At 63.9% G+C, this 26,022-nt stretch carries 25 protein-coding genes; 12 read left to right on the top strand and 13 right to left on the bottom strand.

Going from position 1 to position 26,022, the window contains the following annotated elements:
- Nucleotides 1-28: 28 nt before the first annotated feature.
- The gene (locus CXY71_RS10790; RefSeq protein ID WP_199184282.1) at nucleotides 29-898 is read left to right on the top strand and encodes a glycosyltransferase family 2 protein; all 870 of its coding nucleotides are present in this window, start codon (nucleotides 29-31) and stop codon (nucleotides 896-898) included.
- Nucleotides 899-950: 52 nt separating this feature from the next.
- On the opposite strand, the gene CXY71_RS10785 is transcribed toward CXY71_RS10790, so the two are convergent.
- Nucleotides 951-2,462: a glycosyltransferase family 39 protein gene (locus tag CXY71_RS10785; protein WP_104135612.1), complete on the bottom strand. Its 1,512-nt coding sequence runs from the start codon at nucleotides 2,460-2,462 to the stop codon at nucleotides 951-953.
- Nucleotides 2,463-2,698: 236 nt separating this feature from the next.
- Here CXY71_RS10785 and CXY71_RS10780 point away from each other — a divergent pair, with 236 nt between their 5' ends.
- A complete protein-coding gene (locus CXY71_RS10780) occupies nucleotides 2,699-3,475 on the top strand; it encodes a polyprenol monophosphomannose synthase (protein WP_199184281.1) in 777 nt (258 codons plus the stop codon).
- Here CXY71_RS10780 and rfbA read toward each other — a convergent pair.
- Nucleotides 3,472-4,338 (bottom strand): glucose-1-phosphate thymidylyltransferase RfbA, encoded by an 867-nt coding sequence (gene rfbA / locus CXY71_RS10775; protein WP_104135611.1) that lies wholly within the window; start codon nucleotides 4,336-4,338, stop codon nucleotides 3,472-3,474. The two genes, CXY71_RS10780 and rfbA, sit on opposite strands and share 4 nt — an antisense overlap.
- Nucleotides 4,339-4,343: 5 nt before the next feature.
- On the bottom strand, nucleotides 4,344-4,952 hold the full coding sequence (locus tag CXY71_RS10770) for a dTDP-4-dehydrorhamnose 3,5-epimerase family protein (protein ID WP_104135610.1): 609 nt from the start codon (nucleotides 4,950-4,952) through the stop codon (nucleotides 4,344-4,346).
- A 72-nt stretch (nucleotides 4,953-5,024) separates the two neighbouring features.
- Here CXY71_RS10770 and rfbB point away from each other — a divergent pair, with 72 nt between their 5' ends.
- From rfbB to CXY71_RS10745, 5 genes are all read left to right on the top strand, one after another.
- Complete coding sequence (rfbB, locus tag CXY71_RS10765; RefSeq protein WP_104135609.1) at nucleotides 5,025-6,011, top strand: dTDP-glucose 4,6-dehydratase; 987 nt, start codon at nucleotides 5,025-5,027, stop codon at nucleotides 6,009-6,011.
- Between the two features lies 1 nt (nucleotide 6,012).
- Nucleotides 6,013-6,867, top strand: coding sequence for a dTDP-4-dehydrorhamnose reductase (gene rfbD / locus CXY71_RS10760; protein WP_104135608.1), 855 nt, complete (start codon nucleotides 6,013-6,015; stop codon nucleotides 6,865-6,867).
- Nucleotides 6,864-8,006, top strand: a complete 1,143-nt coding sequence (locus tag CXY71_RS10755; protein WP_104135607.1) for a glycosyltransferase family 1 protein — start codon at nucleotides 6,864-6,866, stop codon at nucleotides 8,004-8,006. Before rfbD ends, CXY71_RS10755 begins: the two co-directional genes overlap by 4 nt.
- Before the next feature lie 119 nt (nucleotides 8,007-8,125).
- On the top strand, nucleotides 8,126-9,157 hold the full coding sequence (gene gmd / locus CXY71_RS10750) for a GDP-mannose 4,6-dehydratase (protein ID WP_104135606.1): 1,032 nt from the start codon (nucleotides 8,126-8,128) through the stop codon (nucleotides 9,155-9,157).
- A complete protein-coding gene (locus CXY71_RS10745) occupies nucleotides 9,157-10,143 on the top strand; it encodes a GDP-L-fucose synthase (protein WP_104135605.1) in 987 nt (328 codons plus the stop codon). The genes gmd and CXY71_RS10745 overlap by 1 nt, the downstream gene beginning before the upstream one ends.
- Before the next feature lie 322 nt (nucleotides 10,144-10,465).
- On the opposite strand, the gene CXY71_RS10740 is transcribed toward CXY71_RS10745, so the two are convergent.
- The 3 genes from CXY71_RS10740 to CXY71_RS10730 form a co-directional block, all read right to left on the bottom strand.
- The gene (locus CXY71_RS10740) at nucleotides 10,466-11,830 is read right to left on the bottom strand and encodes an LCP family protein (RefSeq protein ID WP_233204594.1); all 1,365 of its coding nucleotides are present in this window, start codon (nucleotides 11,828-11,830) and stop codon (nucleotides 10,466-10,468) included.
- Nucleotides 11,827-12,294, bottom strand: coding sequence for a 5-(carboxyamino)imidazole ribonucleotide mutase (gene purE, locus CXY71_RS10735; RefSeq protein WP_104135668.1), 468 nt, complete (start codon nucleotides 12,292-12,294; stop codon nucleotides 11,827-11,829). Before purE ends, CXY71_RS10740 begins: the two co-directional genes overlap by 4 nt.
- A gap of 98 nt (nucleotides 12,295-12,392) precedes the next feature.
- Nucleotides 12,393-13,529 carry a 5-(carboxyamino)imidazole ribonucleotide synthase gene (locus tag CXY71_RS10730; RefSeq protein ID WP_104135604.1) on the bottom strand — a complete coding sequence of 379 codons (1,137 nt, stop codon included), beginning with the start codon at nucleotides 13,527-13,529 and terminating at the stop codon, nucleotides 12,393-12,395.
- 126 nt (nucleotides 13,530-13,655) lie between these two features.
- On the opposite strand from CXY71_RS10730, the gene CXY71_RS10725 reads away from it, so the two are divergent.
- The gene (locus CXY71_RS10725) at nucleotides 13,656-14,210 is read left to right on the top strand and encodes a GtrA family protein (RefSeq protein WP_104135667.1); all 555 of its coding nucleotides are present in this window, start codon (nucleotides 13,656-13,658) and stop codon (nucleotides 14,208-14,210) included.
- On the opposite strand, the gene CXY71_RS10720 is transcribed toward CXY71_RS10725, so the two are convergent.
- Both CXY71_RS10720 and CXY71_RS10715 read right to left on the bottom strand, forming a co-directional pair.
- Nucleotides 14,187-14,762, bottom strand: a complete 576-nt coding sequence (locus CXY71_RS10720; protein WP_104135603.1) for a PH domain-containing protein — start codon at nucleotides 14,760-14,762, stop codon at nucleotides 14,187-14,189. The two genes, CXY71_RS10725 and CXY71_RS10720, sit on opposite strands and share 24 nt — an antisense overlap.
- An 8-nt stretch (nucleotides 14,763-14,770) precedes the next feature.
- On the bottom strand, nucleotides 14,771-15,595 hold the full coding sequence (locus tag CXY71_RS10715; RefSeq protein WP_104135602.1) for a biotin--[acetyl-CoA-carboxylase] ligase: 825 nt from the start codon (nucleotides 15,593-15,595) through the stop codon (nucleotides 14,771-14,773).
- A gap of 287 nt (nucleotides 15,596-15,882) precedes the next feature.
- Here CXY71_RS10715 and CXY71_RS10710 point away from each other — a divergent pair, with 287 nt between their 5' ends.
- Together CXY71_RS10710 and CXY71_RS10705 are read left to right on the top strand one after the other, a co-directional pair.
- On the top strand, nucleotides 15,883-17,487 hold the full coding sequence (locus tag CXY71_RS10710; RefSeq protein WP_104135601.1) for an acyl-CoA carboxylase subunit beta: 1,605 nt from the start codon (nucleotides 15,883-15,885) through the stop codon (nucleotides 17,485-17,487).
- Nucleotides 17,488-17,504: 17 nt separating this feature from the next.
- Nucleotides 17,505-17,735, top strand: coding sequence for an acyl-CoA carboxylase subunit epsilon (locus CXY71_RS10705; protein ID WP_233204593.1), 231 nt, complete (start codon nucleotides 17,505-17,507; stop codon nucleotides 17,733-17,735).
- A 316-nt stretch (nucleotides 17,736-18,051) separates the two neighbouring features.
- Here CXY71_RS10705 and CXY71_RS10700 read toward each other — a convergent pair whose 3' ends face one another.
- The 4 genes from CXY71_RS10700 to CXY71_RS10685 are packed head-to-tail and all read right to left on the bottom strand — an operon-like array spanning nucleotide 18,052 to nucleotide 22,551.
- A complete protein-coding gene (locus tag CXY71_RS10700) occupies nucleotides 18,052-19,101 on the bottom strand; it encodes a hypothetical protein (RefSeq protein WP_104135599.1) in 1,050 nt (349 codons plus the stop codon).
- Nucleotides 19,101-20,498 (bottom strand): sensor histidine kinase, encoded by a 1,398-nt coding sequence (locus CXY71_RS10695; RefSeq protein WP_146071601.1) that lies wholly within the window; start codon nucleotides 20,496-20,498, stop codon nucleotides 19,101-19,103. Before CXY71_RS10695 ends, CXY71_RS10700 begins: the two co-directional genes overlap by 1 nt.
- Nucleotides 20,491-21,195, bottom strand: a complete 705-nt coding sequence (locus CXY71_RS10690) for a response regulator transcription factor (protein WP_233204592.1) — start codon at nucleotides 21,193-21,195, stop codon at nucleotides 20,491-20,493. Before CXY71_RS10690 ends, CXY71_RS10695 begins: the two co-directional genes overlap by 8 nt.
- Nucleotides 21,196-21,234: 39 nt before the next feature.
- Nucleotides 21,235-22,551: a class I SAM-dependent RNA methyltransferase gene (locus CXY71_RS10685; protein WP_104135597.1), complete on the bottom strand. Its 1,317-nt coding sequence runs from the start codon at nucleotides 22,549-22,551 to the stop codon at nucleotides 21,235-21,237.
- Nucleotides 22,552-22,632: 81 nt separating this feature from the next.
- Here CXY71_RS10685 and CXY71_RS10680 point away from each other — a divergent pair, with 81 nt between their 5' ends.
- On the top strand, nucleotides 22,633-23,328 hold the full coding sequence (locus CXY71_RS10680) for a nucleoside triphosphate pyrophosphatase (protein WP_104135596.1): 696 nt from the start codon (nucleotides 22,633-22,635) through the stop codon (nucleotides 23,326-23,328).
- A 79-nt stretch (nucleotides 23,329-23,407) separates the two neighbouring features.
- A complete protein-coding gene (locus tag CXY71_RS10675; protein WP_104135595.1) occupies nucleotides 23,408-25,180 on the top strand; it encodes a biotin carboxylase N-terminal domain-containing protein in 1,773 nt (590 codons plus the stop codon).
- 273 nt (nucleotides 25,181-25,453) lie between these two features.
- Here the strand turns inward: CXY71_RS10675 and CXY71_RS10670 are convergent, their stop codons facing one another.
- Nucleotides 25,454-25,786: a hypothetical protein gene (locus tag CXY71_RS10670; protein WP_199184280.1), complete on the bottom strand. Its 333-nt coding sequence runs from the start codon at nucleotides 25,784-25,786 to the stop codon at nucleotides 25,454-25,456.
- Nucleotides 25,787-26,022 lie beyond the last annotated feature (236 nt).

The raw sequence follows: 26,022 nt of genomic DNA, 5'->3' as shown, positions 1-26,022 counted from the left end.
CTGTCGACGTTCTCGTATGATGGTACGAATGCACGGCAACCCACTCTCACCGGCAGTCTGCACTGCCGTTGTCACCGTTACCTATAATTCCAGCGCTGCCCTCGGTGCATTTCTGAATTCGGTCATTGTCAGTGAGCCGACTCCGCCGTCCGTGACCATCGCCGACAACCTGTCGGCTGACATCGATGAATGCCGTAAAATCGCCGGCGACTACGGCGCGACAGTGCTGTCGCTGGGTAGAAATCTGGGTTATGGCGGGGCCATCAACGCGGCCGTGCGCTCGGTGCCACTCCCGTTCGAGTTCGTACTGGTTTCCAACCCGGATGTACTTGTTCACCCCGGAGCCATCAGCGCTCTGGAAGACGTCATGCGGGCCAATCCCCAGGCCGCTACAGTCGGGCCACGTGTGTTGAACTCCGATGGCACAACGTATCCCTCGGCCCGACGTATCCCGTCGCTGCGAACTGGCGTCGGGCACGCGGTCTTCTCGCGGATCTGGCCATCCAACCCCTGGACTCGTTCATACCGCTCTGAGAATGAGACCGGCACAGAAATACGGCCAGTGGGATGGCTTTCCGGAGCCTGTCTTCTTATCCGCCGATCAGCCTTCGACGACATTGGCGGCTTCGACCAGGCCTTCTTCATGTACTTCGAAGACGTCGACCTTGGCTATCGGCTTGGCAAAGCAGGATGGCAGAACCTGTACGTGCCCGGCGCAATAGTGACGCACACTGGGGCTCACTCCACCAGCACAGATTCGCTGCGCATGGTCGCAGCGCACCACGAGAGTGCCTACCTTTTTCTTGCCCGTAAGTACCGTTCGTGGTATCTCGCGCCGGTGCGGTGGGTGCTGCGCGGCACCCTATCGATTCGATCCTGGTGGGCTACCCGCGGGTAGCGCAACCCGTTGCCCGGGTTATTCTGCTCAGCGGCGATCATGCACATGGCTGCTATTGGTGGCGACTGAGCAGAACGAGACTGGTCGAATTACCCGGATACACTTGCTGCACCGAGAATCCAAGTGCACGAAGCGTCGCCTCGTCTGTTGAACCACTCCAAGCGTATCCCGCCGGGTTGACCATCCATACTCGATTCGAATCTCCCAGCCGCAACACGGCCGTTTCAAACGGCTCGAGCTCATCAAAAAAGTTTGCCCGGGTCTCGTACGACGTTGCTAAAGCTATGTCCTTCAATTCACCGACGGCGTCGGGGTAGGCAAAAAGCATAGATCGGGCGTACGGATAGACGGCACTTTCTGCCCGGGAGAAGAAGACTGCGTCGCCCAGCTGAGAATGCTCACCCATGGTCATACTGGCGTCCCTCCAGTCGGTTCCTTTCGCCAATGGCGCGCGCTGCGCAAGGTACAAGGGTGTCGACAGGCCGAGAATGATGACTAGTCCGGCCGCAATGAGAAATTTGGATCGAATGCTGGCAAGGGCCACGGCCCCGAGTAGGGCCACAGCCGGAACGCTGAAGGCCACGTATCGGCCGACGTAAAGCGGCGACATCACCAGAGAACCAAGCACCAGCGCCGCAGTCGGCGCGATCAGCCACGGAAGGGCGAGGAGCACGACACCCGCAGCGGATGGATCCGACCGTCGTCGCACGATCGCTATGACAATGCCTGCTCCGATCAGAATCCAAAACACCCCGGCGACCCACACGCTACTGTCGAACCACTGATCCGCGAGCACATCGAAGATCGTCTGGCGACTGATCGGGCCGATCCAACTCACTTGACCTCGTTGAGCGACAGCCAACCTGAGGACGGGAATCGTGCAGACGACGATGGCCAGAGCGCTCAGCCCAAACAACCACCATGACCGGCGCCAGGCACGGAGAGCAATGACCGTGATCGCATGCGCTGCCACCAGGAGCGTGAGATAGATAAAAACCGTTACGGAGATTGTCCCCAAAAACGCATAGGCGAGCCACCACCATCTCGACGATGTGACCGCGAGGACGAGCACGATACTGAGCCAAACTGCCAGCATGACGGTCAATCCATAGGATCTGGCTTCGGTGGCTACCCACTGCGTTTGCGGAATGAGCGCGAGCAGGACGCCCGCTAGAAATCCCACCCGAAGGTTGACAAGCATGGCCCCAAGAACCACGATCCCCATCACCGCCAGCCCCACCGCAATCGCGCTGGGCAGGCGAAAACTCCAATCGTGAACTCCGACGAGGGCGAACCAGTAATGCATAAAGAAGTAATACAGTCCGTGCACGGCGTCCAGAGTGTTCGTAACGAGGGAAACCATCTCAGGAAGCGGGCGCGTGGCAGCAGACAGAGTCGCTTGCTCATCAGTCCAGACGGACGGCACCCAGGACCCGCCGAAGCTGATCGCCCCCGCGATCAGACCGAGCAGTGACGCAATGGTCCAAGTTTGGCTGGTAATAGTTCCCGGGTTGGTCTCACGGGCGGCCGAGTCCACGGTCGAGAACTCATTAATTACTGTCATGGTTCACAGGCCGCCCTGCGCCTTTCATAGTGCTGACGCCATTTGTGGTGACGCTCGTGACGGGCCAAGAGTTTAGTAATGCTTGCATCTAGCGACGGAATTCTCCAAGGTAGCATTGCTGGAGGACACTCCAACCACTTCGGTAGCCTTTTGAGAGTGTTGGGTCGTTGGGGGCCCCAGCTCCTACACATTGAACCGACCGTTTTCCCTGCCCCAAGAAGTAACCGAAAGAACTTGTGCCTGACTCCGCCACCAAAACGCTGATCATCATTCCAACGTATAACGAGGCCGGCAACATCGAAGCGACCATACGCCGGGTACACGCGGTCGTTCCTGGCGCTCATATTCTGGTTGTTGACGACCAGAGTCCCGACGGCACTGGGCAGATCGTAGGCCGGCTCGCCGCGGTGGACTCGCGCATTTTCGTTCTTCACCGCTCGAAGAAGTCTGGTCTGGGAGACGCTTATCTGGCTGGATTCGCCTGGGCGCTCGCGCGCGCCTATGAGCTGATCGGTGAGTTTGATGCAGACGGATCACACCCGGCCGACGCGCTCCCCGAACTGATCGCGGCCTTCGACCGTCCTGGAGTGCGCCCCTGGGTCGTCATCGGCTCTCGATGGATTAGTGGAGGCAGCGTCGTCAACTGGCCAAAGAGCCGCGAATTCCTCAGCCGGGCTGGAAACACCTATGCCAAGCTGATGCTTGGACTCCCGGTCAACGACGCGACGGCCGGTTTTCGAATCTACTCCGCGACGGCATTGCGGGCGATGGATCTGTCGAGCGTTAGTTCAAAAGGATATTGCTTTCAAATCGACCTGACTCTGCGAGTCTTTGATGCGGCCGGCCGCATCGTTGAATTCCCCATAGAATTTCGCGAACGCGAAATCGGCGAGTCCAAAATGAGCCGCGGCATCGTTCTCGAGGCGATGGGACGGGTCACGATCTGGGGATTGCAGCGATCGTTGCGGCGACTGGTCACCAGGCGATCAAGCGCACCCCGTACTGCGCCTTAATCCACCTGCGCGATGGCCTGGAGATACCTGCCGTATCCGCTCTTCACCAGGGGACCTGCAAGCACGGCCAGCTGAGCGTCGCTGATCCAACCGGCACGCCAGGCAATCTCCTCGATGCAGCCGACCTTGAAACCCTGGCGGTCTTCGATGACGCGCACGTACTCTGACGCCTGCATCATGGACTCGAAAGTTCCGGTGTCGAGCCAGGCAGTGCCCCGATCGAGCACCTGCACGTGCAATCTGCCCTGCTCCAGGTAGCGCTCGTTGATGGTGCTGATCTCGAGCTCCCCGCGAGCGCTCGGTTCGATCGTCTTCGCGATGGCGACGACGGAATTGTCGTAGAAGTACAAACCGGGAACGGCGTAGTTGCTCTTGGGCTTCGTCGGCTTCTCTTCGATGGACACGACGGTGCCCGAATCATCGAATTCAACGACACCATAAGCGGTGGGATTACTGACATGGTAAGCGAAAATACGCGCACCCTCGATCTCGGCGTTACCCCGAAGAGATGAACCAAGTCCTGCCCCGTGAAAAATATTGTCGCCGAGCACGAGCGCAACGCTGTCATCACCGATAAATTCTTCACCAATGATGAACGCCTGGGCCAGACCGTCCGGAGAAGGCTGCATAGCGTACTCGATGCGGATGCCCAGGTCGGATCCGTCCCCGAGGAGCGCCCGAAACTGCTCGTTGTATTCGGGGGTGGTGATAATCAGAATCTCTTTGATATCGGCCATCATGAGCGTCGACAGGGGGTAATAGATCATCGGCTTGTCCCAGATAGGCATGAGCTGCTTGGAGATGCCTTTGGTGATCGGCCACAGGCGTGTGCCAGAGCCGCCGGCGAGAATGATTCCGCGCATGAGCGTTAGTTCCTGTCGTTCAAAGATGCGTAGTAGGCACGGGCCGCATCCCAGGTGGGGAGTAAACCGGCGGCAGCTGCAGCGGCGAGAGAAGGGGCATCCGTGTCTTTGGGAGACAGCAGCAGCTCACCAGCCTCTGGCGGAAACACCAAGCCGATCTCTTCATCGAGCGGGCTGATGCCGTGTTCTCGGCCCGGGCTGAAGGTGCTGTTCACGAGATAGCTCACGGTGGCGTTGTCGGTGAGCGCGACGAAGCAGTGGCCGAGGCCTTCGGCAATGTAGACCGCGCGCCGATCGGTGTCGTCGAGGAGCACACTGTCCCACTGACCGAACGTGGGCGACCCCACGCGAATGTCGATGATGTAATCGAGCACGGTGCCGTGCACGGCCGTGACGTATTTGGCTTGGCTGGGCGGGACATCCGCAAAGTGGATGCCGCGCACCGACCCGCGCCTGGACACCGACGTATTCGCTTGGGCGAGGTCGAGCTTGTGCCCGACCTTCTCTTCGAGCTTGTCGAATCGATACCATTCGAGGAACACGCCCCGGTCATCGCCGTACTGCTTAGGCGTGATCTCGTAGGAATTGGGGATGGAGAGTTCGCGAATCTGCACGTTCGGAGTCTACCAATTGGCGTCCGGTAGAATCGCGGAGGCCATTGAAGCGAACGGAACGGTTACTCCTCTATGAAGATCCTCGTCACCGGCGGCGCCGGTTTTATCGGCTCCAACTTTGTACGACGCACGATTGAAGACAAGTACCCGGGCCTGGAAGGCGCCGAGGTCATTGTGCTCGACGCACTGACATACTCGGGCAACCTCGAAAACCTCACCCCGATCGCCGACTCACCGCGTTACTCCTTTGTGCACGGCGATATTCGCGACGGCAAGCTACTCGATACACTCTTCCCTGGGCTCGATGCGGTGGTGCACTTCGCTGCCGAGTCGCACGTAGACCGCTCGGTGATGGACTCCACCATCTTCGTTGAAACCAATGTGCTGGGCACCCAGCAGCTGCTCGACGCTGCGCTGCGCCACAAGCTGGCCCGGTTCGTGCACGTCTCTACCGACGAGGTCTATGGCTCGATCGCCGAAGGGTCTTGGAACGAGGAGCGCACGCTTGAGCCCAACTCGCCCTATAGCGCGTCGAAGGCGGGCAGCGACCTGCTCGCCCGCAGCTACCACCGCACCCACGGCCTCAACGTGTCGATCACGCGCTGCTCGAACAATTACGGCCCGTACCACTTTCCCGAAAAGGTCATTCCGCTGTTCGTCAGCAATCTCATCGACGACTTGCACGTTCCCCTCTATGGCGAGGGCAACAACATTCGCGATTGGCTGCACGTTGACGACCACACCCGTGCCATCGCCATGGTGCTGGTCGGCGGTCGCGCCGGCGAAATCTACAACATCGGCGGCGGCACCGAACTCACCAACAAGGAACTCACCCAGCTGCTGCTGGACTCGACGGGCAAGGACTGGTCGTACGTTGACCGCGTGGCCGACCGACTCGGCCACGACCTGCGCTACTCGGTCGATATCTCAAAGATTCAGGCCGAGCTCGGTTATGCGCCCGAGGTTCCGTTTGAACACGGCCTGGCCGATGTGGTGCAGTGGTACCGCGACAACCGCCAGTGGTGGGAACCGCTCAAGGCTCGTGCGGCGTTGAACTAACATGACCCGTTATCTGATCACCGGCGCGACCGGCATGCTGGGGCGCGACCTACAGGCGGCTCTAGCTGGACGAGACGTGACAGCTGTCGGCCGGAGCGACCTCGACGTGACCGACCTTGACGCGGTCAAGGCCGCCGTCGCCGGGCACGACGTCATCATCAACTGCGCTGCGTATACCAAGGTCGATGACGCCGAAACGCACGAAGATGAGGCTTACGCGGTGAACGCGGTGGGGGCGCGTAACCTGGCGGTGGCGGCATCCGTTGCGGGAGCGAAGCTCGTGCAGATCTCGACGGACTACGTCTTTAACGGCAGCGCGACCACTCCCTATGCGGAGAGCACGCCGCACAGCCCGATCTCGGCCTATGGCCGTACCAAGGCGGCTGGCGAAAACTTCGTGCTCGCCGAGAACGGCGCGCGCAGCTACATCGTGCGCACCGCATGGCTGTACGGCAAGAACGGGCCGAACTTCGCCAAGACCATGCTCACGGCCGCTGGCACGCGCGATACGTTGAATGTCGTCAACGACCAGGTCGGCCAGCCCACCTGGACGGTGGATCTCGCCGCGCAGATCGTGCTGCTGCTCGACTCGGTTGCGCCCGCAGGCATCTACCACGGTACTAACTCGGGGGTCGCGTCGAAGTTCGACCAGGCCCGCGACGTGTTCGCCCTGGCCGGGCTCGACCCGGAACGCGTGCTGCCGACCGACAGCTCGGCCTTTGTGTTGCCGGCGCCCCGGCCCGCCTACTCCGTGCTTGGGCACGCCAACTGGGCTGCAGCCGGACTTACGCCGATGCGCAGCTGGCAGGACGCCCAAGCTGACGCCTTCGCTGAGGGGGTATTCGAGACGCCATGATCACTCTGCGGGTTATCGTCGACCAAATGGTCGCGCCGGTTCCGGGCGGAGTCGGGCGTTACGCCGAGGAACTCACCCGCGCGCTGATTGCTAGCGCTCCGGCCGAGTGTGAGGTTGAGGGCATCGTCTCGTCGTCGCCTTCGGCGCAGTATGCAGTCATTGAGGCCGCCCTGCCCGGTCTGGCCAACTTGCACAAGACGGTGTTGGCGCGCCGCGAGCTGGCCACGGCCTGGGCACTCGGTGTGATTGCCTCGTCGGGTAGCGGCCTGATTCACGCGCCGGGGCTGCTCGCCCCGCTGCGCCGCCACGATCGGGCTGTGGACGGAACCCAGATTGCGGTGACCCTGCACGATGTGCTGGCGTGGACGCATCCGTCTTCGCTGACCCCGACGACCGTGGCCTGGACCAAGGGCATGCTTAAACGCGCCCGCAAACACGCCGACGCCATTGTCGTACCGAGCCACGCCGTGGCCCGGCAACTGACCGAAATCATGGACTTGGGCGACCGGGTGCGCGTGATCGGCGGCGCCGTGGGTCGAGGGCTCCTACTACCAGCCATTCCCATCGTGGAAGAGCGCCTACAGGCGATGGAGCTGCCGTCGCAGTATCTCCTGACGGCCGGGTCATTGGACCCGCGCAAGGCAGTGACAGCCCTGATCACGGCGCTCGGGCTGCCGGGTGCACCGGACCTGCCGCTGATCGTGCTCGGACCGGACACCTGGGGCGAGCTCGACCTCGCCTCGGTCGCCGATGAAGCCGGGCTGGCACCGGGGCGCGTACGCGCGCTGTCCGGGCTGAGCGACTCCGATCTGGCCGTAGTGATCGCCCGAGCGAGCGTGTTCGTGTACCCCAGCCTGGAAGAAGGCTTCGCGCTGCCGATCATCGAAGCATTTCACCTCGGCACGCCGGTCGTGCACTCCGACGCGCCTGCACTCCTGGAAGCGGCTGGCGACGCCGGTGTTGCGGTCGAGCGAGCGGATGCGAAGGAATACCCCGGTCGGCTGCTCGAGGCGGTTAACCGGGTGCTCGGCGACAGCGTGCTGCGAAATCGAATGAGCATCTTCGGTGGCGACCGCGCACGCGCGTTCAGCTGGCACGATTCGGCCGAACGGGTCTGGCAGTTGCACGCGGACCTGTAGTTGGGTGCCTCACACGACTTAGGGCCGCACGGTGCCAGCCAGTAGGCTCAAAGTGATCAAGGCAAGGCGCGACGCTCCATTGTTGCGGCTCCACTGCCCGTACGAATACAAAGGGTTTCATGACAAAGCGCGCGCTCATTACGGGAATCACCGGCCAGGACGGTTCGTATCTCGCAGAGTTACTGCTCTCCAAAGGGTATGAAGTACACGGCCTGATTAGGCGGGCATCCACTTTTAACACGTCACGCATCGACCACCTGTATGTGGACCCGCACGACGAGGGCGCGAAGTTGTTTCTGCACTACGGGGACCTGAGCGACGGATCACGCCTGACGACGCTGCTCGCCGAAATCAAGCCGGATGAGGTCTACAACCTGGCCGCCCAATCGCATGTGCGCGTCTCGTTCGATGAGCCGGAACACACCGCTGACACGACCGGAATGGGCACGATTCGCTTGCTCGAAGCCGTGCGCATGTCGGGCATCACAACCCGGTTCTACCAGGCGTCGTCGTCGGAAATGTTCGGAGCGACACCGCCCCCGCAAAACGAAGCGACCCCGTTCTATCCGCGCTCGCCCTACGGCGCAGCCAAGGTGTACAGCTATTGGATCACCAAGAACTACCGCGAGGCCTACGGCATGTTCGCGGTAAACGGTATCCTCTTCAACCACGAGTCGCCACGTCGAGGTGAGACCTTCGTGACGCGCAAGATCACCCGGGCGGTCGCCGCGATCAAGGCTGGGAAACAAGACCACGTCTATCTCGGAAACCTCGACTCGATTCGCGACTGGGGTTATGCCGCCGAGTATGTAGAGGGCATGTGGCGCATGCTGCAGGCCGACGAACCTGACGATTTTGTGCTGGCGACCGGAGGCAACTTCACCGTGCGCGACTTCGTGGAGACCTCGTTCAGCCACGCCGGCTTGGATTGGGAAAAACACGTGCGCTTCGACGAACGGTACCTGCGCCCCACCGAAGTGGATGCCCTCGTCGGCGATGCTTCGCACGCTTTCGACAAGCTGAGCTGGAAGGCCACGGTCGATACCGCGGAACTGGCCCGCATCATGGTGGACGCCGACATCAAACTGCTCGAACACGCCGGTCAACCCTGGATCGACAAGGTCGAGCTGGCAACTTGGGGAACGAAGTGATGACGACGGACAACCGGGATCAGGTCGCCTTCACACCGACCGCGCTGGATCGAGGGAGCCGTGTGTATATCGCCGGGCATCGCGGCCTCGTGGGCTCCGCGATCTGGCGCCTTCTGGAGGCCGAGGGGTTCACCAACCTGGTCGGGCGCACCTCAGCCGAACTCGACCTCAAAGACCGCGACGCCGTATTCGCCTTCTTCGCCGAAATCCAACCACGCTATGTTGTGCTGGCCGCGGCAAAGGTGGGTGGCATTCTGGCCAACGACAGCTTTCCGGTTGACTTTCTGAGCGACAACCTGCGCATCCAAGTCAACGTGTTGGATGCCGCGTTGAAGTACGACGTAAAACGCCTGCTGTTTTTGGGGTCGTCGTGCATTTATCCGCGACTGGCCCAGCAGCCGATCCGCGAGGATTCGCTGCTGACCGGGCATCTCGAGCCGACAAACGATGCCTACGCGATCGCGAAAATTGCTGGGATCCTGCAGATTCAGGCCGTGCGTCGCCAGTACGGTTTGCCGTGGATCTCGGCGATGCCGACAAACCTCTATGGGCCCGGCGACAACTTCTCGCCGACCGGCTCGCACGTTCTTCCCGCACTCATCCGCCGGTATGACGAGGCGGCCCAGTCGGGTGCGGCACGGGTGACGAACTGGGGTACCGGAACGCCACGGCGGGAGTTTTTGCACGTCGACGACATGGCTGCTGCCTGCTTGCATCTGCTCGAAAATTACGATGGCCCCGAACAAGTCAACGTTGGCACCGGAACCGACGTCACGATTCGTGAGATCGCGAAATCGATCGCTCGCGTTACTGGGTTCACCGGAGCTACCGATTGGGATACCTCGAAGCCGGACGGCACCCCACAGAAGCTGCTCGACGTGTCCAAACTCGCTGAAGCAGGCTGGACATCGCAGATTTCCCTGGACGATGGCATGCGGTCGACCGTGCAGTGGTATCGCGACAACGTGAAGTCGCTGCGCCAGTAAGGCAGCCGTCCGCATCCGCTTGACGCGCCTGAATTGGGCGGGTGGCGGCGCTGGGATTGCGTTCTCGGCATGCTCGACCAAGGGAGATCACATGTCTCGCAGGATGAGTCGCGTTTGTTGTGCGACGGTCGCGCGGTCGAAAGCTGCTGGAGCTGTCAGCGGACGCTAACGCTCGCGGCATGCCGCGCACGCAGCATTTCGACGCGTGAGGCGCCCCGGGTCAGGGGTGCGCCAGCAGGGTGCGGCCGCGAGTGCAGCATTCGGAGCGTGCGAGGCATGGACAAACCGCCTCAGGTGGCGGGCCGGGGATGCCGGCGTCGGGCTACGGTGTCGGGGTGGCAGTGGGCGCGGGGGCCAGAGCGGCGGCGATCATTGCGGTGATGGCGGCGTAGTCAGGGTTCTCCGGGTCGATGCCGTTTTCGGGGATGAGCGGCACCGACACGACCGGCAGTTCCTTTGTCTTAGATGCGAGGTTCATGAAATAGCCAAGCATGCCCTTCGGCACGTCGGTCTTCACGACGCGGGTGCCGGCAACGGCCACGCCCTGAAATTTGCTGAGCACGTTGGCCGGGCTGGCCTGAGCGAGAAGAGCCTCCTGCATTTGCGTCTGCCGCTGCATGCGGTCGTAATCGCTCGTGCCGTGCCGGGAGCGGGCAAACCAGAGGGCGTGGTAGCCGTCCATGTGCTGCATGCCGGGTTCGAACCAGAACAACACCTCGCTGAAGCTCTCATCGGTGTGCACCGGAACCCGGCTCTGCACGTCAATGTCGACGCCGCCGAGAGCGTCGATGAGGTCGGAGAATCCCTGCATGTCGATCAGCACGTAGTACTGGATGGTGAGCCCGGTGATGCCCTGCGCCGCCTCGAGGGTCGCCTGAATGCCCGGGGAACTGCCCTCGGCCACGGCATTCGGGTAGTACTCCGGGCGTTTGAGCTCGGCTTCGGTGAAGATGGAGTTGAGCATGCACGCCGACACGTCGCATCCGTCGATCGAGCCGTATCCCTCGGGGTAGAGCGCACCGAGCGAGGAACCGGCCGAGAATGGCACGTCCTCGAGGTTGCGCGGCAGGCTGATGGTCGTGGCCTGGCCGGTCGTGGCGTCGAGGCTGACCACGGAGAGGCTGTCGGGGCGCAGGCCGTCCCGATCGGCGCCGGCGTCCCCGCCGAGCAGCAAAATGTTGTAGCGGCCGTCGACCGGCGGTTCACTCGGGCCGGGGACGAAGACCGAGGAGAGGAATCCGCTCGCTGAGGTCGCGACGAAGGCACCATAGCCAGCCGTGCCGCAGACGACGACCATGAGCGCCGCGGAGAAAGCAGCGATCAGCGGGCGAGCGCCGGGCGCGGCTTTCAGCAGGTTGATCAGGCTGAGGGTGTTGACGGTGAGCACGAGCCAGGTGAGCGCGTAGAACGCGAGCACGGCGGCGGCGGCCCAGAGGCCGATCGTGTTCGTGAACACCGTGAGCACGGCCTCGGGCCAGAACAGGTAGACAGCACCGGCGACGATTGCCGAGGCCACCAAGATGAGCGTGGCGCCAAGGCCGAACCGGCCGAGCCGCCGATTGCCGGCGAGTACCTGTGCCGAACCGGGGAGCACGAAATTGAGTACGACAAGCCACCACGCACGCGTCGTCATGATGCGCGTGGAGCCGGAATTCGGGTGCCGGATCGGGTCAGTCACACTACTCATAATCGCTCTTGGAGGTCCCGGTTCTTCTGCTCGACCAGGTCGGCGAGTGCGACGGAATAGTCCTCGAGCTTCAGACGCAGCGCGTCATCGCTCGTGGCGAGAATCTTGATCGCGATGAGCGCGGCGTTCTTGGCCCCACCGATCGACACGGTCGCGACCGGCACGCCGGCCGGCATCTGCACGATCGACAGCAGCGAGTCGAGGCCGTCGAGCAGTCCGAGCGGAACGGGAACCCCGACCACCGGCAGCGTGGTCATGGCGGCGAGCATGCCGGGCAGGTGCGCTGCTCCCCCGGCTCCGGCGATGATCACCTTGAGGCCGCGGGCCTGCGCATTGCGACCATAGTTGAGCATTTTCTCGGGGGTGCGGTGCGCCGAGACTACCTGCACCTCGTGCGCCACTCCGAAGTCCTTGAGGGTCTGCGCGGCGGCGCTCATGACGGTGAAGTCGGAGTCGCTGCCCATGACCAAGCCGACCAGCGGCGCATTGGAGTTTTCGGGCACGCTGTTAGCAGGCACAGCGGAAGGCTCGATGTTGTCTGGCACGCAGATGATCCTATTGCTCAAGACTGAAAGATTTGTGCAGTGGCACGCGCCTGGTAGGCAACTTCGTCGAGATCGTCGCCGCCCGCGGTGACGTGGCCGACCTTTCGGCCCGGCCGTGACGCCTTGCCATAGTTGTGCACTTTCACCTGCGGATGCTCCGCAAGGGCGCTCTGATACCGGTCACCGAGCGAGCCTGACGCTGGCCCACCAAAGATGTTGACCATGACCGTCCACGGGTAGCGGGCGCCCGTCGCCCCGAGCGGCAGGTCGAGCACGGCCCGCAGGTGTTGCTCGAACTGGCTCGTCGTAGATCCGTCAATCGACCAGTGGCCGCTGTTGTGCGGGCGCATGGCGAGCTCGTTAATGAGGAGGCGCGCATCCGTGGTCTGAAACAGTTCGACGGCGAGCACCCCGGTGACGCCGATGCCCTCGGCGATCGCGATGGCGATATCGGAGGCGACGTCGGCGAGGTGCCCGGCCGATTTCGGGGCGGGCGCGATGACCTCGGCGCAGACGCCCTCTTTCTGCACGGTCTCCACCACCGGCCAGACCGCGATCTCACCGCTCGGGCGACGGGCGACGACCTGGGCGAGCTCCCGGCTGAAGTGTACGAGTTCTTCGACCAGCAGGGCACCGCCATTGCCGTCTTCGGCGAGCGCGGTAAACCAGTCGTCGACGTCGTGTTCGTGGCTGACCACGCGCACGCCCTTACCGTCGTAGCCGCCGCGTGCGGTCTTCACGACGGCGCGGCCACCGTGCTGCTGCAGAAAGTCGGCGAGACCGGACGTATCCGTTATGCGTGCCCAATCCGGAACCGGCAGCCCCAGCTCAGCAAGTTTTTCGCGCATGAGCAGCTTGTCCTGGGCGTAGAGCAGCGCGTCGGGTCCGGGGTGCACTCTGATGCCGGCGCGCACGAGCTCCCGCAGAATTTCCTGCGGCACGTGTTCGTGGTCGAAGGTGATCACGTCGACGGTCTTCGCGAAGGCGAGCACCGTGGGCAGGTCGCGGTAGTCGCCCACGCTGGCTTTTGCGAGCTCGGCGGACATTCCGTCGGCTTCGGCGAGCACCTTGAGCTCGATGCCGAGGTTCACGGCCGCGGGAATCATCATGCGGGCCAGCTGGCCAGCGCCAATCACACCGACGGTCAAAGCCATCTGTTCACCATTTTCTATGCCAGCGTTCAGCTAAACGCGCGTGGATACCCAGCCCGAGGGTTTTCAATCGCCGTAGACTGCGATACTTCAGTGCTTTTCTACTTTACCGAACCTTCGGACGGACGCATGTCGATCACCCTGAAGCAGCGCCTGCTCAGCTTTCTGAGCCAGGGCCTCAAGTTCGGTGCCGTCGGCGCGCTCGGCTTCGTGGTGGACTTCACCGTCTTCAACCTGCTGCGCACCACCGTGCTCGACTCATCCGAGGTGCACGCCGGCCCCATCTACGCCAAGGTCATCTCGACCGTGCTGGCCATCCTGGTGAACTGGCTCGGCAACCGCCATTGGACCTTCAGCAAGAACCGGCAGAACCAAACGGCGCGCGAGGGCCTGGAGTTTCTCGCGGTGAGCCTCATGGGCATGGGTATCGGCCTCGGCTGCCTTTGGTTCAGCCACTACGTGCTCGGCTACACGAGCGTTCTCGCCGACAACATCGCCGGTAACGTCGTTGGACTGCTGCTCGGCGCGGTGTTCCGCTTCACGTTGTACCGCTACTGGGTGTTCGCACCGAGCCGGAGCGGCGCGCCGGCCGATGCTGGGGCTGCAGCCGCGTCATCCGCTGTCTCGAGTTCGGTGCCCACGCGCACGGGGGCGATTCGCCTAGCGGCGACCCCAGAACGCTGACTCGGCGGCGAGGGCCGACTGCTCCTGCCGGCGGGATCCCATGACGGTGCTCTCCTGTTCCATGAGGTCGTGCAGCACGCTCTGCACCAGGTCGACGTTGGGGATGTCTTTCAAGATGAGCGGATGCTCCAGCCCCGAATTGATCAGCACCGTGCCAGAGTGGAACCCGGCCTGCACCCAGTTCTGCCGCACGCTCACGTCGTAGCCGCGGCTGTGCAGCAGTTCTTGCCGGGTGCGCACGAAGAATCCGTGGCGAAAGATGATGCGACGGGTGGTGATCGTGTAGCGCTTGGTCAGCCAGGCGACGAGCGGCAGCAGCCAGCCCAGCACGACCAGCACGACGGCACCGGGCAATAGGGCCGCGTTCTGCCAGGGCTCGGGCAGATTGCCGAAGAAGTAACCGGTGGCACCGGCCAGGGCGAAGAGCAGCAGGGTGGGCCAGAGCAGTACCCGGGCGTGCGGGCGCAAGCGGGCGACGACCTTCTCCGGCCGACTCTCCCGGGCGTAGCCGGAGGGTTCGGTCTCGTTGGGCTCTGTCTTCTTCGGTTTCATTACTTCTATTAATACCTCAGGTGGGTGACATCGCCGGCGGCGACAGACCGTTCTTCGCCATCGGCCTGGTTGACGACTCTGAGTTGCCCCTCGGTGTCGATGCCGGTGGCGGTTCCGACCAGGTCGCTGCCGCCGGGCAGCTCCACCCGCACGACACTGCCGAGGGTGCCGCAGAGTTTTTCGACGGCCGTATGCAGTCCGCTTTGTTGTGCGTCGCCGTTGGCTTTCACGAAGGCGCGGTACAGCGTGGCGAGCTCGTGCAGGTAGGCGGCGAGCACTTCGTCGGGGTCGGGGGCGGTGCGGGTGACCAGGAGCAGCGAGGTGGAGGTCAGGGTGGGCAGATCGTGTTCGTCGAGCGAAAGGTTGAGCCCGGCACCGATGATGATGCCCGTCGCGTCGGGCAGCAACTCGCACAGAATGCCGCACACCTTGTAGCCGTTGATGAGCACGTCGTTGGGCCATTTGAGGGTCGTCTCGTGGTGGGGATCCTCAGCCTCTTTCAGGCCTTCGACCGGCTGCAGGCTTTTCTCGACCACTGATCTGACAGCCCGGGTCATAGCGGCACCGGCCAGGAGCGGGAACCAGCCGAGGCTCGCCGTCGGCAGCTGCGGACGCACGAGCACCGAGATGGCCAGGGCTTTGCCGGTCGGGGCCAGCCAGACGCGGCCGAGCCGGCCACGCCCCTGAGTCTGGTTGTCGGTGACTACTACGGAGAGGTCGGGCCAGGCGGCGGCATCCGTTGTGGCGAATTCTTTGAGCACATCGTTGGTGGAGGCAGCCTCGGACAAGAACTCGAACCGGCTCACCTCGGTGCGGCTGAGCGAAAATTCCATGGTGGCCCTCTTTCGTGCTGTCGCGCCGGGCATGTGCCGGTGTCACCGGCGTGCGCCGTGGCTAATTCAGGATATTCGCACAAATCGGCCTCAAAACACCGTGTTTTGGCCGATTTGCGGAAGGATTTCCTGAATTAGCCACGGGGAAGGCGGGAGAGACTGAGAGTTGCGGGCGAATTGCGGCTGAAGAAAAGTGGTCCTGGAAGGGGAAATGACCAGTGTTGCGGGGCAAAGTTGTGGAACATCGTCAACGGGAAGCGCCCGGGGCGTGCCGGTAGAGTGAAAAGGTGACTGACAAGACGCCCGCCGCGGCCCCCGATCTGTATACGACGGCGGGAAAACTCGCCGACCTCAAGCTGCGCTATCACGAGGCCGTGACCGCCAGCGGGGCAACCGCAACCTCGAAGCAGCATGCCAAGGGCAAGATGACCGCCCGCGAGCGCGTCGACCTGCTACTCGACCAGGGGTCCTTCGTAGAACTCGATGAGTTCGTCAGGCATCGCACCGTGGCCTTCGGCATGGAGAAGAAACGACCCTATGGCGACGCGGTCGTCACCGGAACCGGTACGATCCACGGCCGCCAGGTGGCCGTGTACTCGCAGGACTTCACCATTTTCGGAGGGTCGCTCGGCGAAGTCGCCGGCGAGAAGATCATCAAGGTGATGGACCTCGCACTGAAGACCGGCGTGCCGATCATTGGCATTCTCGACTCCGGCGGAGCGCGAATTCAAGAGGGCGTGGTGGCCCTCGGCAAATACGGCGAGATTTTTCGTCGCAACACAGCCTCATCCGGTGTCATTCCGCAGATCTCGATCATCTGCGGCCCGGCCGCCGGCGGGGCGGTCTATTCCCCCGCGCTGACCGACTTTGTGATCATGGTCGACAAGACCAGCCAGATGTTCGTCACCGGTCCCGACGTGATCAAGACCGTCACCGGCGAAGACGTCGGCATGGAAGAGCTCGGCGGCGCCCTCACCCACAACAAGGTGTCGGGTGTCTCGCACTACCTCGCGAGCGACGAGTCTGATGCGCTCGACTTCGCCCGCGCCTTGCTGAGCTACCTTCCCGACAACAACCTGGCCGAGCTGCCCGTGTTCGACAGCGAGGTAGAGCTCGAGACAACGGATGCCGACCGTCGCCTCAACACGATCATCCCCGATTCGCCCAACCAGCCCTACGACGTGAAGACCGTCATCGAGCACATCGTAGACAACGGCGACTTTCTCGAGACGCAGCCGCTGTACGCGCCGAACATCGTCGTCGGATTCGCCCGGGTCGAGGGCCGCTCGATCGGGATCGTCGCCAACCAGCCCAACGCCATGGCCGGCACGCTCAACATTGAGGCAGGTGAGAAGGCCGCCCGCTTCGTGCGGTTCTGCGATGCGTTCTCGATCCCCATTCTCACCCTGGTCGACGTTCCGGGTTTTCTGCCGGGCACCGACCAGGAATGGACTGGCATCATCCGTCGCGGGGCGAAGCTGCTCTACGCCTACGCCGAGGCCACCGTGCCGCTCGTCACCGTCATTCTGCGCAAGGCCTACGGCGGCGCGTACATCGTAATGGGTTCCAAGCAGCTTGGTGCCGACACCAACCTGGCCTGGCCGACCGCGGAGATCGCCGTCATGGGCGGCCAGGGCGCCGTGAATATTCTCTACCGCGCCGAGATCAAGGCGGCCGAGCAGGCCGGCGAAGATGTCGCTGCCGTGCGGACGCGTCTGGCCCATGAGTATACCTACAACGTGGCGAGTCCGTTCCTGGCCGCGGAGCGCGGCGAGCTCGACGGCATTATCGAGCCGGCCGCCACGCGCGTATCGGTCGTCAAGGCCCTGCGGGCACTGCGTACCAAACGGGCCACCCTGCCGGCCAAGAAGCACGGAAACATCCCGCTCTGATGACTCCAAACCCCGCAATGTCGAAGCCGTCAGAGTTCGATCCGTCCGAGCTGGTTTTCGTAACCAATCAGGTGAGTGATATCGAGGTGTCAGCGGTGACCGCCGTTATCCGCGGGCTGTTGCGGGAGGAATCCGACGAGCGTCGGGCCGCCCCCGAGCAGCACCGGAGCGCCTGGCACCGCAACCAGCGGGCAATCCGCCAACCGGTGCACCCCGGCGGCGGCCGCTGGCGCGGCTTCACCGGCTGATCCCCTACGCTCAGTTTCACCTAGCCATTTTGGTCCAGGCCCTGGGCGGGGAATGGGCGGCAGCCGCAACCTCGTGTCTGTCCCCCTAAATGCCGACAGCGGGAATTTGTTGGATAGTGCAGACTGATGAGTGCTCGGTGGGACTCCTGGAGTTTCACCACCAATCATTCGCTGACTAGGGTAAGCGAGCGAATGTTTTGGGGGCGGGAACGGATGGCATTCGGGTTGTCGTCCATTCTCGAATCAGCGCTAGGGGATCAGCTTCGGCTGGTCCCCTTTCGCGTACCCAGGAGCCCCGAACAGGGAGCAGGGGTGCTCAGGCCGAGACTGCGGGCGTGACCTGACGGGGGATTTCCAGCCACAGGTTGACTTCATCGTCACCCGCTGAGTCCGGCCCTAGGGCACTCACGGCAGGGTCGGGGCTCGACAGCCCCACCACGGTCACCGCGACGGTCGCGCTGTCGGCCGCGGTGCGCACAATGATCTTGTCGGCGCTCGTCTGCTCGAGGGCCAGGGCGAGGGCGGCCAGCACGTCGTCGAGGGCAACACCCTCGAGATCGTCAATACCGCCCTCGTCAAGGAGCGTGACGATGGCTCCGCGACGCCGCGCAGCCATGACCTGTTCCCGCACCGCGTGGTTGAGCAGGCGACGGCCTCGAATCTCATCGCGAATAGCCGCTTCGAGAAACCGGCATTCCTGTTGTTCATCCTCGGTCAGCTCACCATTACTCTCGCTGATGCGCCGCAGCATCGGCATGGCGAGGCGCATGGTCTGAGTGAGACGCACCTGGCGCTCGTACAGGTGAGCCTCCTGGGCCGCGTGCCATCCACTCGCCTCGCGCTCGGCTCGGGAAAACTGACGGGCATCCCGGCTGGCTTTGACCAGGGCACGGGAGAGCACCGCGGCTGCGACCACCCAGACCACACTTCCGATGACGCCCAGTCCACCGAGTTCGCCGACTCCGGCCCAGATCACACTGTGAATGACGAGCACGGCCACACCCAGCAGTGCCAGCTGCGGACGCTTGCGGGTGGCGGTGATGGTCATTAGCGCGCCAATGGCGGCGACGTACCAGGTGGCGTAGCCGAGATTGCCCGAGGAGCCTTCGAGCTGGCTGCCCACGATCAGCGGCAGCGCCGCGCTGACCGCGACATTGAACAGCGCCAGCGGCAGCGACATGCGCATCGGACTGCTGGGCCACAGGCTCGCCATTGTCGCGACCACATACAGGCCCATGGCGACCAGGATCGGCACCGATGATGCCGGCTCTTGGATCGAATACAGCCCGAGAATCACGTGATAGCCCGAGAACAGAGCCGCTACGACGAGGGTGAGCGTGCGCGACACCACGACAACAACGGTCATCAGCGATCACCCGCCCGGTCGGCGTCGGCACTGGTGACGGCATGTGCGACCGGTGCGGGCGCAGCTTGAGTTTCGGCGTCGCTGCCGCTATCCGTTTCGCTTTCGCTCACGGCGGAGACCGCGGCCCGCGGCCAGCTGATGACCACGGTCGTACCTTGGCCAGGGCGCGAGTTCACCACGGCGACGCCGCCCACGCTGGCGATCCGGTCGCGAATAGAGACTCGTACGCCGAGCCGGGCACTAGCCACGCTGGTCGGATCAAAGCCGCGGCCGGTGTCGCTGATCTCGATGCGGCATCCGCTTTGATCGTTACCGCAGATCGTCAGGCTGCGCGTTTGCGCTGGGCCGGCGTGCTGCACGCTGTTGACCATGGCTTGCACGCTCGCCGCGTACAGGGCCTCGGCGACGAACTCCGGAATGCTCAGGCCATCGACCCCCAACTCGGCGACGGTGAAAACACCGGTGTCCGCGGCAGTGCCCCGAAGGCGCGCGACCAAACGGGTCACGTCCGTCGTCGCATCGTCGAGCGTGCGTTCGCCACTGGCCTCCTGCAAGCGGATGATGGCGCTGCGAGCCATCGCCGCGGCCAGTTCGGCTCCCTTGGAATTGCGCACACCGGCGGCCGAGAGCAGAGTCGCGAGAACGCTGTCGTGCACGATCGAGTCGACCTCGACGCGTTCCACCTCGGTCGCGTGATGGCGCACCGCCACAGCGTATTTTGCCAGGGCATTGGACTGGGCGGTGTCGACCTTGTCGGTCGCGTCGCGGAGCACGTAGATGATGATGAGCACGACACCGCCGAGCAGCATGGCGTAGCAGGTGTCGAGGACGGCGAGCAGGCTTTCGGCCTTGCCGCCGGAGGGCAGTCCACGCAAGAGTCCAAAGACGACGGGCGTGACGACCGTGTAAATGATGGCCCAGAGCAGCGGAAACGCGATCGCCGCGCACGAGGTCGCGACGGTGCACAGGTACCAGAGCCACGGTTTGCTGTCGAGAACGACCGTGGGGTCGCGCATGACGAGCGGCCAGACCATCAGGGCAATGAGGTAGCAGGCCGCGACAATGCCGGCCGTAGTGCGGATGCCGCGCCGAACCAGCGTTGCGACTACGAACACCAGAATTGACAAGCCCAGGGCGATTCCGATGGGCACTGCGGAACCGGGCTTGCGACTTTCCAGCTGTACGAGCATGAGCGGCAGCGCCTGGAGCGCGAAGACCACCGCGACGCCGGCCACCGAACGGGACAGCGCGATCTCGATCTGGGCGTGACTGATCGGATTGCGCGGGTGCCGGGGCCGGCCGAACAGGTCGTCCTGGAAGTCGGCCGGACTGACCGTGCCGAACGCCGCCGGATCGGTAGACAACAGGGCTCCCGCTCGGGCGACCCGTTTAGTCACCGCGGTCACCATCGGAGGCGTCGAGTCCTGGCAGGATTCCGTCTTCGACGGCGCGGCGCAGCAGGTCGACCTTGGTCGGCGCTGGGCGGCCGACCTCGACGTACTTTACGCGGATGCGGTCAAGGTACTCCCGCGCGGTGGAGTGCGCGATACCGAGCTGCAGGGCGACCATCTTGAGCGGCAAACCCGAGGCGTACAGGTGTAGAACGTCACGTTCACGGCGACCGAGCTGAGCCTTGGCGAAATCACGATCGGCGTCGATCGCGGTGGCCCACTCGAGATTGTTGAGCACATCGCCGCGGGCGACGGAGGCCACGGCAGCCATGACGGTGGTGGTCGGCGAGGACTTGGGGATGACTCCGGCGGCGCCGGCGGCGAGTGCCTCACGAACCGAGGCCACCCGGTCGGCGATGCTGTGGACAAGCACGGCCGAGCCGGTGCTCGCGACGAGGTGCACATTATCGGTCACGAGCGAACCGTCGCCGAGCGAGAGGTCGAGCACGATCACGTCGCACGCTCGTCCGGCGAGGCCGTCCACGAGTGCCTGAGCGGTCGCGGCGGCGAAAAGCACCTCGTAGCCGGAGTTTTCACAGGCGGCCTGCAGGCCCAGTCGCACCGATTCGTGGTCGTCGACGATGCCGACGCGAACGGGCTGCTCGGGGATGGTTGGTGCGGGATCAGGAAGTGCGTGACTCACGATGTCGCTGTCCTTCTGGTTGGCTCGTGTCAAGAATAGCTATTTGCTGAGCAGTGCGACGGCCTCGACGTGATGGGTATTGGGGAACAGGTCGAAGGCTCGCAGGGTGCGCAGCTGGTATCCCTGCTTCTGGAACAGCGCGACGTCGCGAGCCAGGGCCACCGGGTCGCAGGCCACGTAGACGATTTGCCGGGGGCCCAGGGCTACTAGCTGATCAACGACGGCGGTGCCCACGCCGGAGCGCGGCGGGTCGAGCACGACGGTGGCGGCGGCGAGGCGCGCTCGCTCCGCCGCATCCGCGGTGCGTTGCAGGCGCTGCAGAAAGCGGTCAACCCGGTCGGCCTCGGCCGTGGCTCCGGCCCATTCTTTAAGGTTGCGGGCGGCGAAGACGACCGCTTCCGGGTCGCTTTCGACCGAGGTGATGCGAGTCGACGCGCCGAACTTGTCGCCGACGGCCGCGGCGAGCAGGCCGACACCACCGTAGAGATCGAGGTTGGCGGCCCGCGGGTCGAACTGATCGGGGTCGATGATGTTCTGCACTGCGTGGTAGAGCGTGTCGGCGGCCATGGAGTGCACCTGCCAGAATCCGGACCGGTCGAGTTCGAACTCGCGGCCGTCGACAACCTCGTGAATCAGGCCGTGCGGCACCCGTCTGGGCTTGCCGTTGGCATCTTTGGCCGAGACGAGTACCTGCACGTCTCCCTTGCTTGGCGCAACCAGGTCAATCTTCGCGGCGTTGTGAAACAGGGTGTCGAGCGGGGCGCGCAGCTCGAGTTCGTGTTCGGCGAGCGGCAGATCGTCAATCGGGATCACGCGATGGCTGCGGGCGGCGTACGGGCCGATAGTGCCGTCGGCGGCGACGTGCAGGCTCACCCGGGTACGCCATCCGGTGCCGTCCATCGCGTCGCCGGGGCTGGCCTTGGCGCTGACTGCGACCGGTTCGACGACGACGTCGCTGTCGATCCCGGCCATGCGCTGGAGCGCGTCGGCGAGCACCTGGCGCTTGAGTTCGCGCTGGAATGCGAGCTCGATATGGCCGAATTCTGCACCGCCCGCGCGATCTTCGGGAGCGCGATCAACGGATGCTGCGCTCCAGATGTGCGGCTGGCGTTCCGGGGCGGCGTCGAGCACGGCCACCGTCTCGGCCCGCCAGAAGCTCTTGTGGTTCGCCTCGGTGAGGCGCGCGCGCACCCTCTCGCCGGGCAGGGTGTCGCTGACGAAAATGACGCGGCCCTCATGGCGGGCGATGAAGATTCCGCCGTGCGCGACGTTGGTGATGTCGAGCTCAAGTTCGCTGCCGACCGTTTCGGACGGGGTACTGTCGGCGGCCTGGGACTGATGACTCGAATTGCTCATTCCTTGATGATCCCACACCCCCTCCACCCCTGTGCGATCGAGCCTGATTGAATGGAGTCACCGAAACTGCGAAGGACAAGCATGCGCCTCTACCTGGCCTCCACCTCTCCGGCCCGACTGGCCCTGCTCCGGGCGGCCGGCATCGAACCGGTGCTGATCAACCCTGACGTCGACGAAGCACGCGTCGTCGCCGAGACCGAGGCTGCGGCCGGAACGCCACTCGCGCCGCGAGAACTCGTGCTGCTGCTGGCGCGGGCGAAAGCCGAGGCTGCGGCATCCGCTCTGCTGGCGCGGGCGAAAGCCGAGGCTGCGGCATCCGCTCTGCTGACAGAACCGCTGAACGGGCTGCTGCTCGGCGGCGACTCGGTGTTCGTGCTGGACGGGGTCATCTACGGCAAGCCGCACACCGCGGAGGCGGCACGGGAACGGTGGGAGCGCCAGCGCGGGCGCACCGGAACGCTGTACTCGGGGCACTGGCTGATCGAGCTGACAGCCGGAGTGCCAAGCAGCGCGGTCGGCGCGGTCGCGGTGGCCGAAGTGACCTTCGCCGACGACCTCGATGATGCCGAGCTCGACGCCTATATCGCGACCGGTGAACCGCTTTATGTGGCGGGAGCGTTCACGATCGACAGCCTCGGCGCTCCCTTCATTATGAGCATCGTCGGCGACCCGTCAACCGTGGTGGGGTTGTCGCTGCCGACGCTTCGACGGCTGGTGCGCGGCCTCGGCCACGAGTGGCCGACCCTGTGGAATCGCCCCGGAGCGCTGGAATTGTAGGCATCCGCAAGAATCTGGCCGGTCTTTTTGTGGGAGAGAACCAAAATGAATGCGGCGCGGCCCAATAGGCTAAGGGATTGTGTCACTCATAACGAAGGTCCTCATCGCCAACCGAGGCGAGATCGCCGTTCGGGTCATCCGTGCCGCGAAGGACAGTGGAATTGTCTCTGTTGCTGTCTACGCCGACCAGGATCGCGACTCCCTGCACGCCCGTCTCGCCGACGAGGCGTACGGTCTCGACGGCACCAGCGGCGCCGAAACGTACCTGGTCATCGACAAGATTCTGTCGATCGCCCGCCGCAGCGGCGCTGACGCCGTGCACCCCGGCTACGGCTTTCTGGCTGAGAACGCCGATTTCGCCCGCGCCGTGATCGGCGCCGGACTCATCTGGATCGGGCCATCGCCTGAAGCGATTGAGCAGCTCGGCGACAAGGTCTCCGCCCGCAAAATCGCCGAGAAGGTCAACGCGCCGATGGCGCCTGGCACCCTAAACCCCTGCAGCGACGCCGCCGAGGTACTCGCCTTCGTCGACGTGCACGGTCTGCCCGTCGCGATCAAGGCCGCCTTCGGTGGCGGCGGCCGCGGCCTCAAGGTAGCCCGCACCCGTGAGGAGGTCGCCGAGATGTTCGACTCCGCCACCCGCGAGGCCATCACGGCCTTCGGTCGCGGCGAATGCTTCGTCGAGAAGTACCTCGACTCCCCCCGACACGTCGAAACCCAGTGCCTGGCCGACCAGTACGGCAACGTCGTCGTCGTGTCGACCCGCGACTGCTCACTGCAGCGCCGGCACCAGAAGCTGGTCGAAGAGGCGCCAGCGCCCTTCCTCACCGAAGCGCAGACGACCGAGATGTATCGCGCGTCCAAGGCCATCCTCAAAGAGGTCGGCTATCTCGGCGCCGGCACCTGCGAGTTTCTCATCGGCCAGGACGGCACAGTCTCGTTTCTCGAGGTCAACACCCGCCTGCAGGTCGAGCACACCGTCTCCGAAGAGGTCACCGGCATCGACCTCGTGCGCGAACAGTTCCGCCTCGCTGAGGGCGGCGAACTTACCTATGGCGACCCCGTCGCATCCGCTCACTCGTTTGAATTTCGCATCAACGGAGAGGATGCCGGCCGCGGCTTTCTGCCCGCGCCCGGCCCGGTGCACGTATTTAAGCCGTCCGGCGGCCCCGGCGTACGCGTCGACACCGGCGTGCAGTCTGGCGATGTGATCAGCGGATCCTTCGATTCCCTGATCGCCAAGCTCATCGTCACCGGCGCAACTCGCGAAGAAGCTCTGGAACGTTCGCGCCGCGCCCTCGACGAGTTCGAGGTCGCCGGCCTGCCGACCGTGCTGCCCTTTCACCGCAAGGTCGTGCGCGACCCGGCCTTCGCCCCAAGCGACGAAAAGCCCTTCACGGTCTTCACCCGCTGGATCGAGACCGAGTTTGAGAACGACATCGAACCGTGGAGCGGCAGCATGGAAGATGCCGCTGGCCCGCAGAAACGCCACAGCATCGTCGTCGAGGTGCAGGGACGCCGTATCGAGGTGACGCTGCCCACCCGCCTGCTGCCCGGCGGCGCGAGCGCGCGCTCGGTCGGCCCGGCCCCCAAACGTCGCGGCGGTCTGCACTCCGTCGATACCGCCACCGGAGACGCCGTGAAAGCGCCGATGCAGGCGACCGTCGTCAAGCTGCTGGTGGCCGAGGGTGACCTGGTTGTCAAGGGCGACCTGCTGCTCGTGCTCGAGGCCATGAAAATGGAGCAGCCCCTCGTCGCCCACCGCGACGGCACCGTCGGCAACCTGGCCGCCGTCGTCGGCACCACTGTTTCCTCCGGCTCCGTGCTGCTGACGGTCACCGACGCCGCCTAGCTTTCGCCCCGACCCCGCCCACAGTTCACGAGTGGCCCGCGAAAACCGGGCGCTGGGACTCAGAGACTAGGAGCGTGGGTCAGTTCTGGTTGGAGTGTTTTTGGGGTTTGATCATGGGTTACGTTTCGGTGTGCTGTCGATTTTACCTTTCGTCGTGGTTTTCGCGTCGGTGGGGGCTATGGGCGGTGCAGCCGAGGTGAGGACCCTCGAAATGCCCTAATCTGCGGATGATGGCCCGGACGGGGACGGCACGCGTGTCTTTTAGGTGGCTGGCTACTCGTCGGCGCTCATCAGTGCCGTCGGGATCGTTGTTTGCTCCTCGTTCGAGCTCGTGGTGAGCCCTTCCAAGAGCTCGAATGCTTTTCCCAAGATCTGTTGTGCTGCCTCGGACTGCGCGACCTTCTTCTTCAAGGCCTCGTTTTCCGCCCGCAGCCGCGCCAACTCGGCGCGATCACGATTTCCCATTCTTTTCGGCGACCTCTCTGACATTGCGACCATTGATGCGGCCCATTCTTCATCGTCGCGAGCCTGCAGCCACCGATCCACCGTGCCCTTCGCGAGGTTGAACTCGCGGAGCAGCCGCACCTTCGCACCACCACGCTCCACGCACTCATTCCAGCGGCGCAGGTACTCAATCCGAAACGCCAACGGAAACGAGCGACACGAGCCAATCTCGGGGATCGTCCCAGTCTCCGCTGGTCGAGCTCGCCGAGACCTCCATCGACCAACGCGACCCTATCTGCGAACCCCGCCCATCCCCCCGCCGGAGCGTGCAGAGTACGCAAAAGACGGTCGCCACCCGCATGATTCGCGTGGTGACGGCCGTCTTCAGTGGATGCGTT

This window comes from Cryobacterium sp. Y62 (genome assembly GCF_002929785.1).
Lineage (GTDB): Bacteria > Actinomycetota > Actinomycetes > Actinomycetales > Microbacteriaceae > Cryobacterium.
This window is presented reverse-complemented; position numbering and strand designations above follow the sequence as displayed.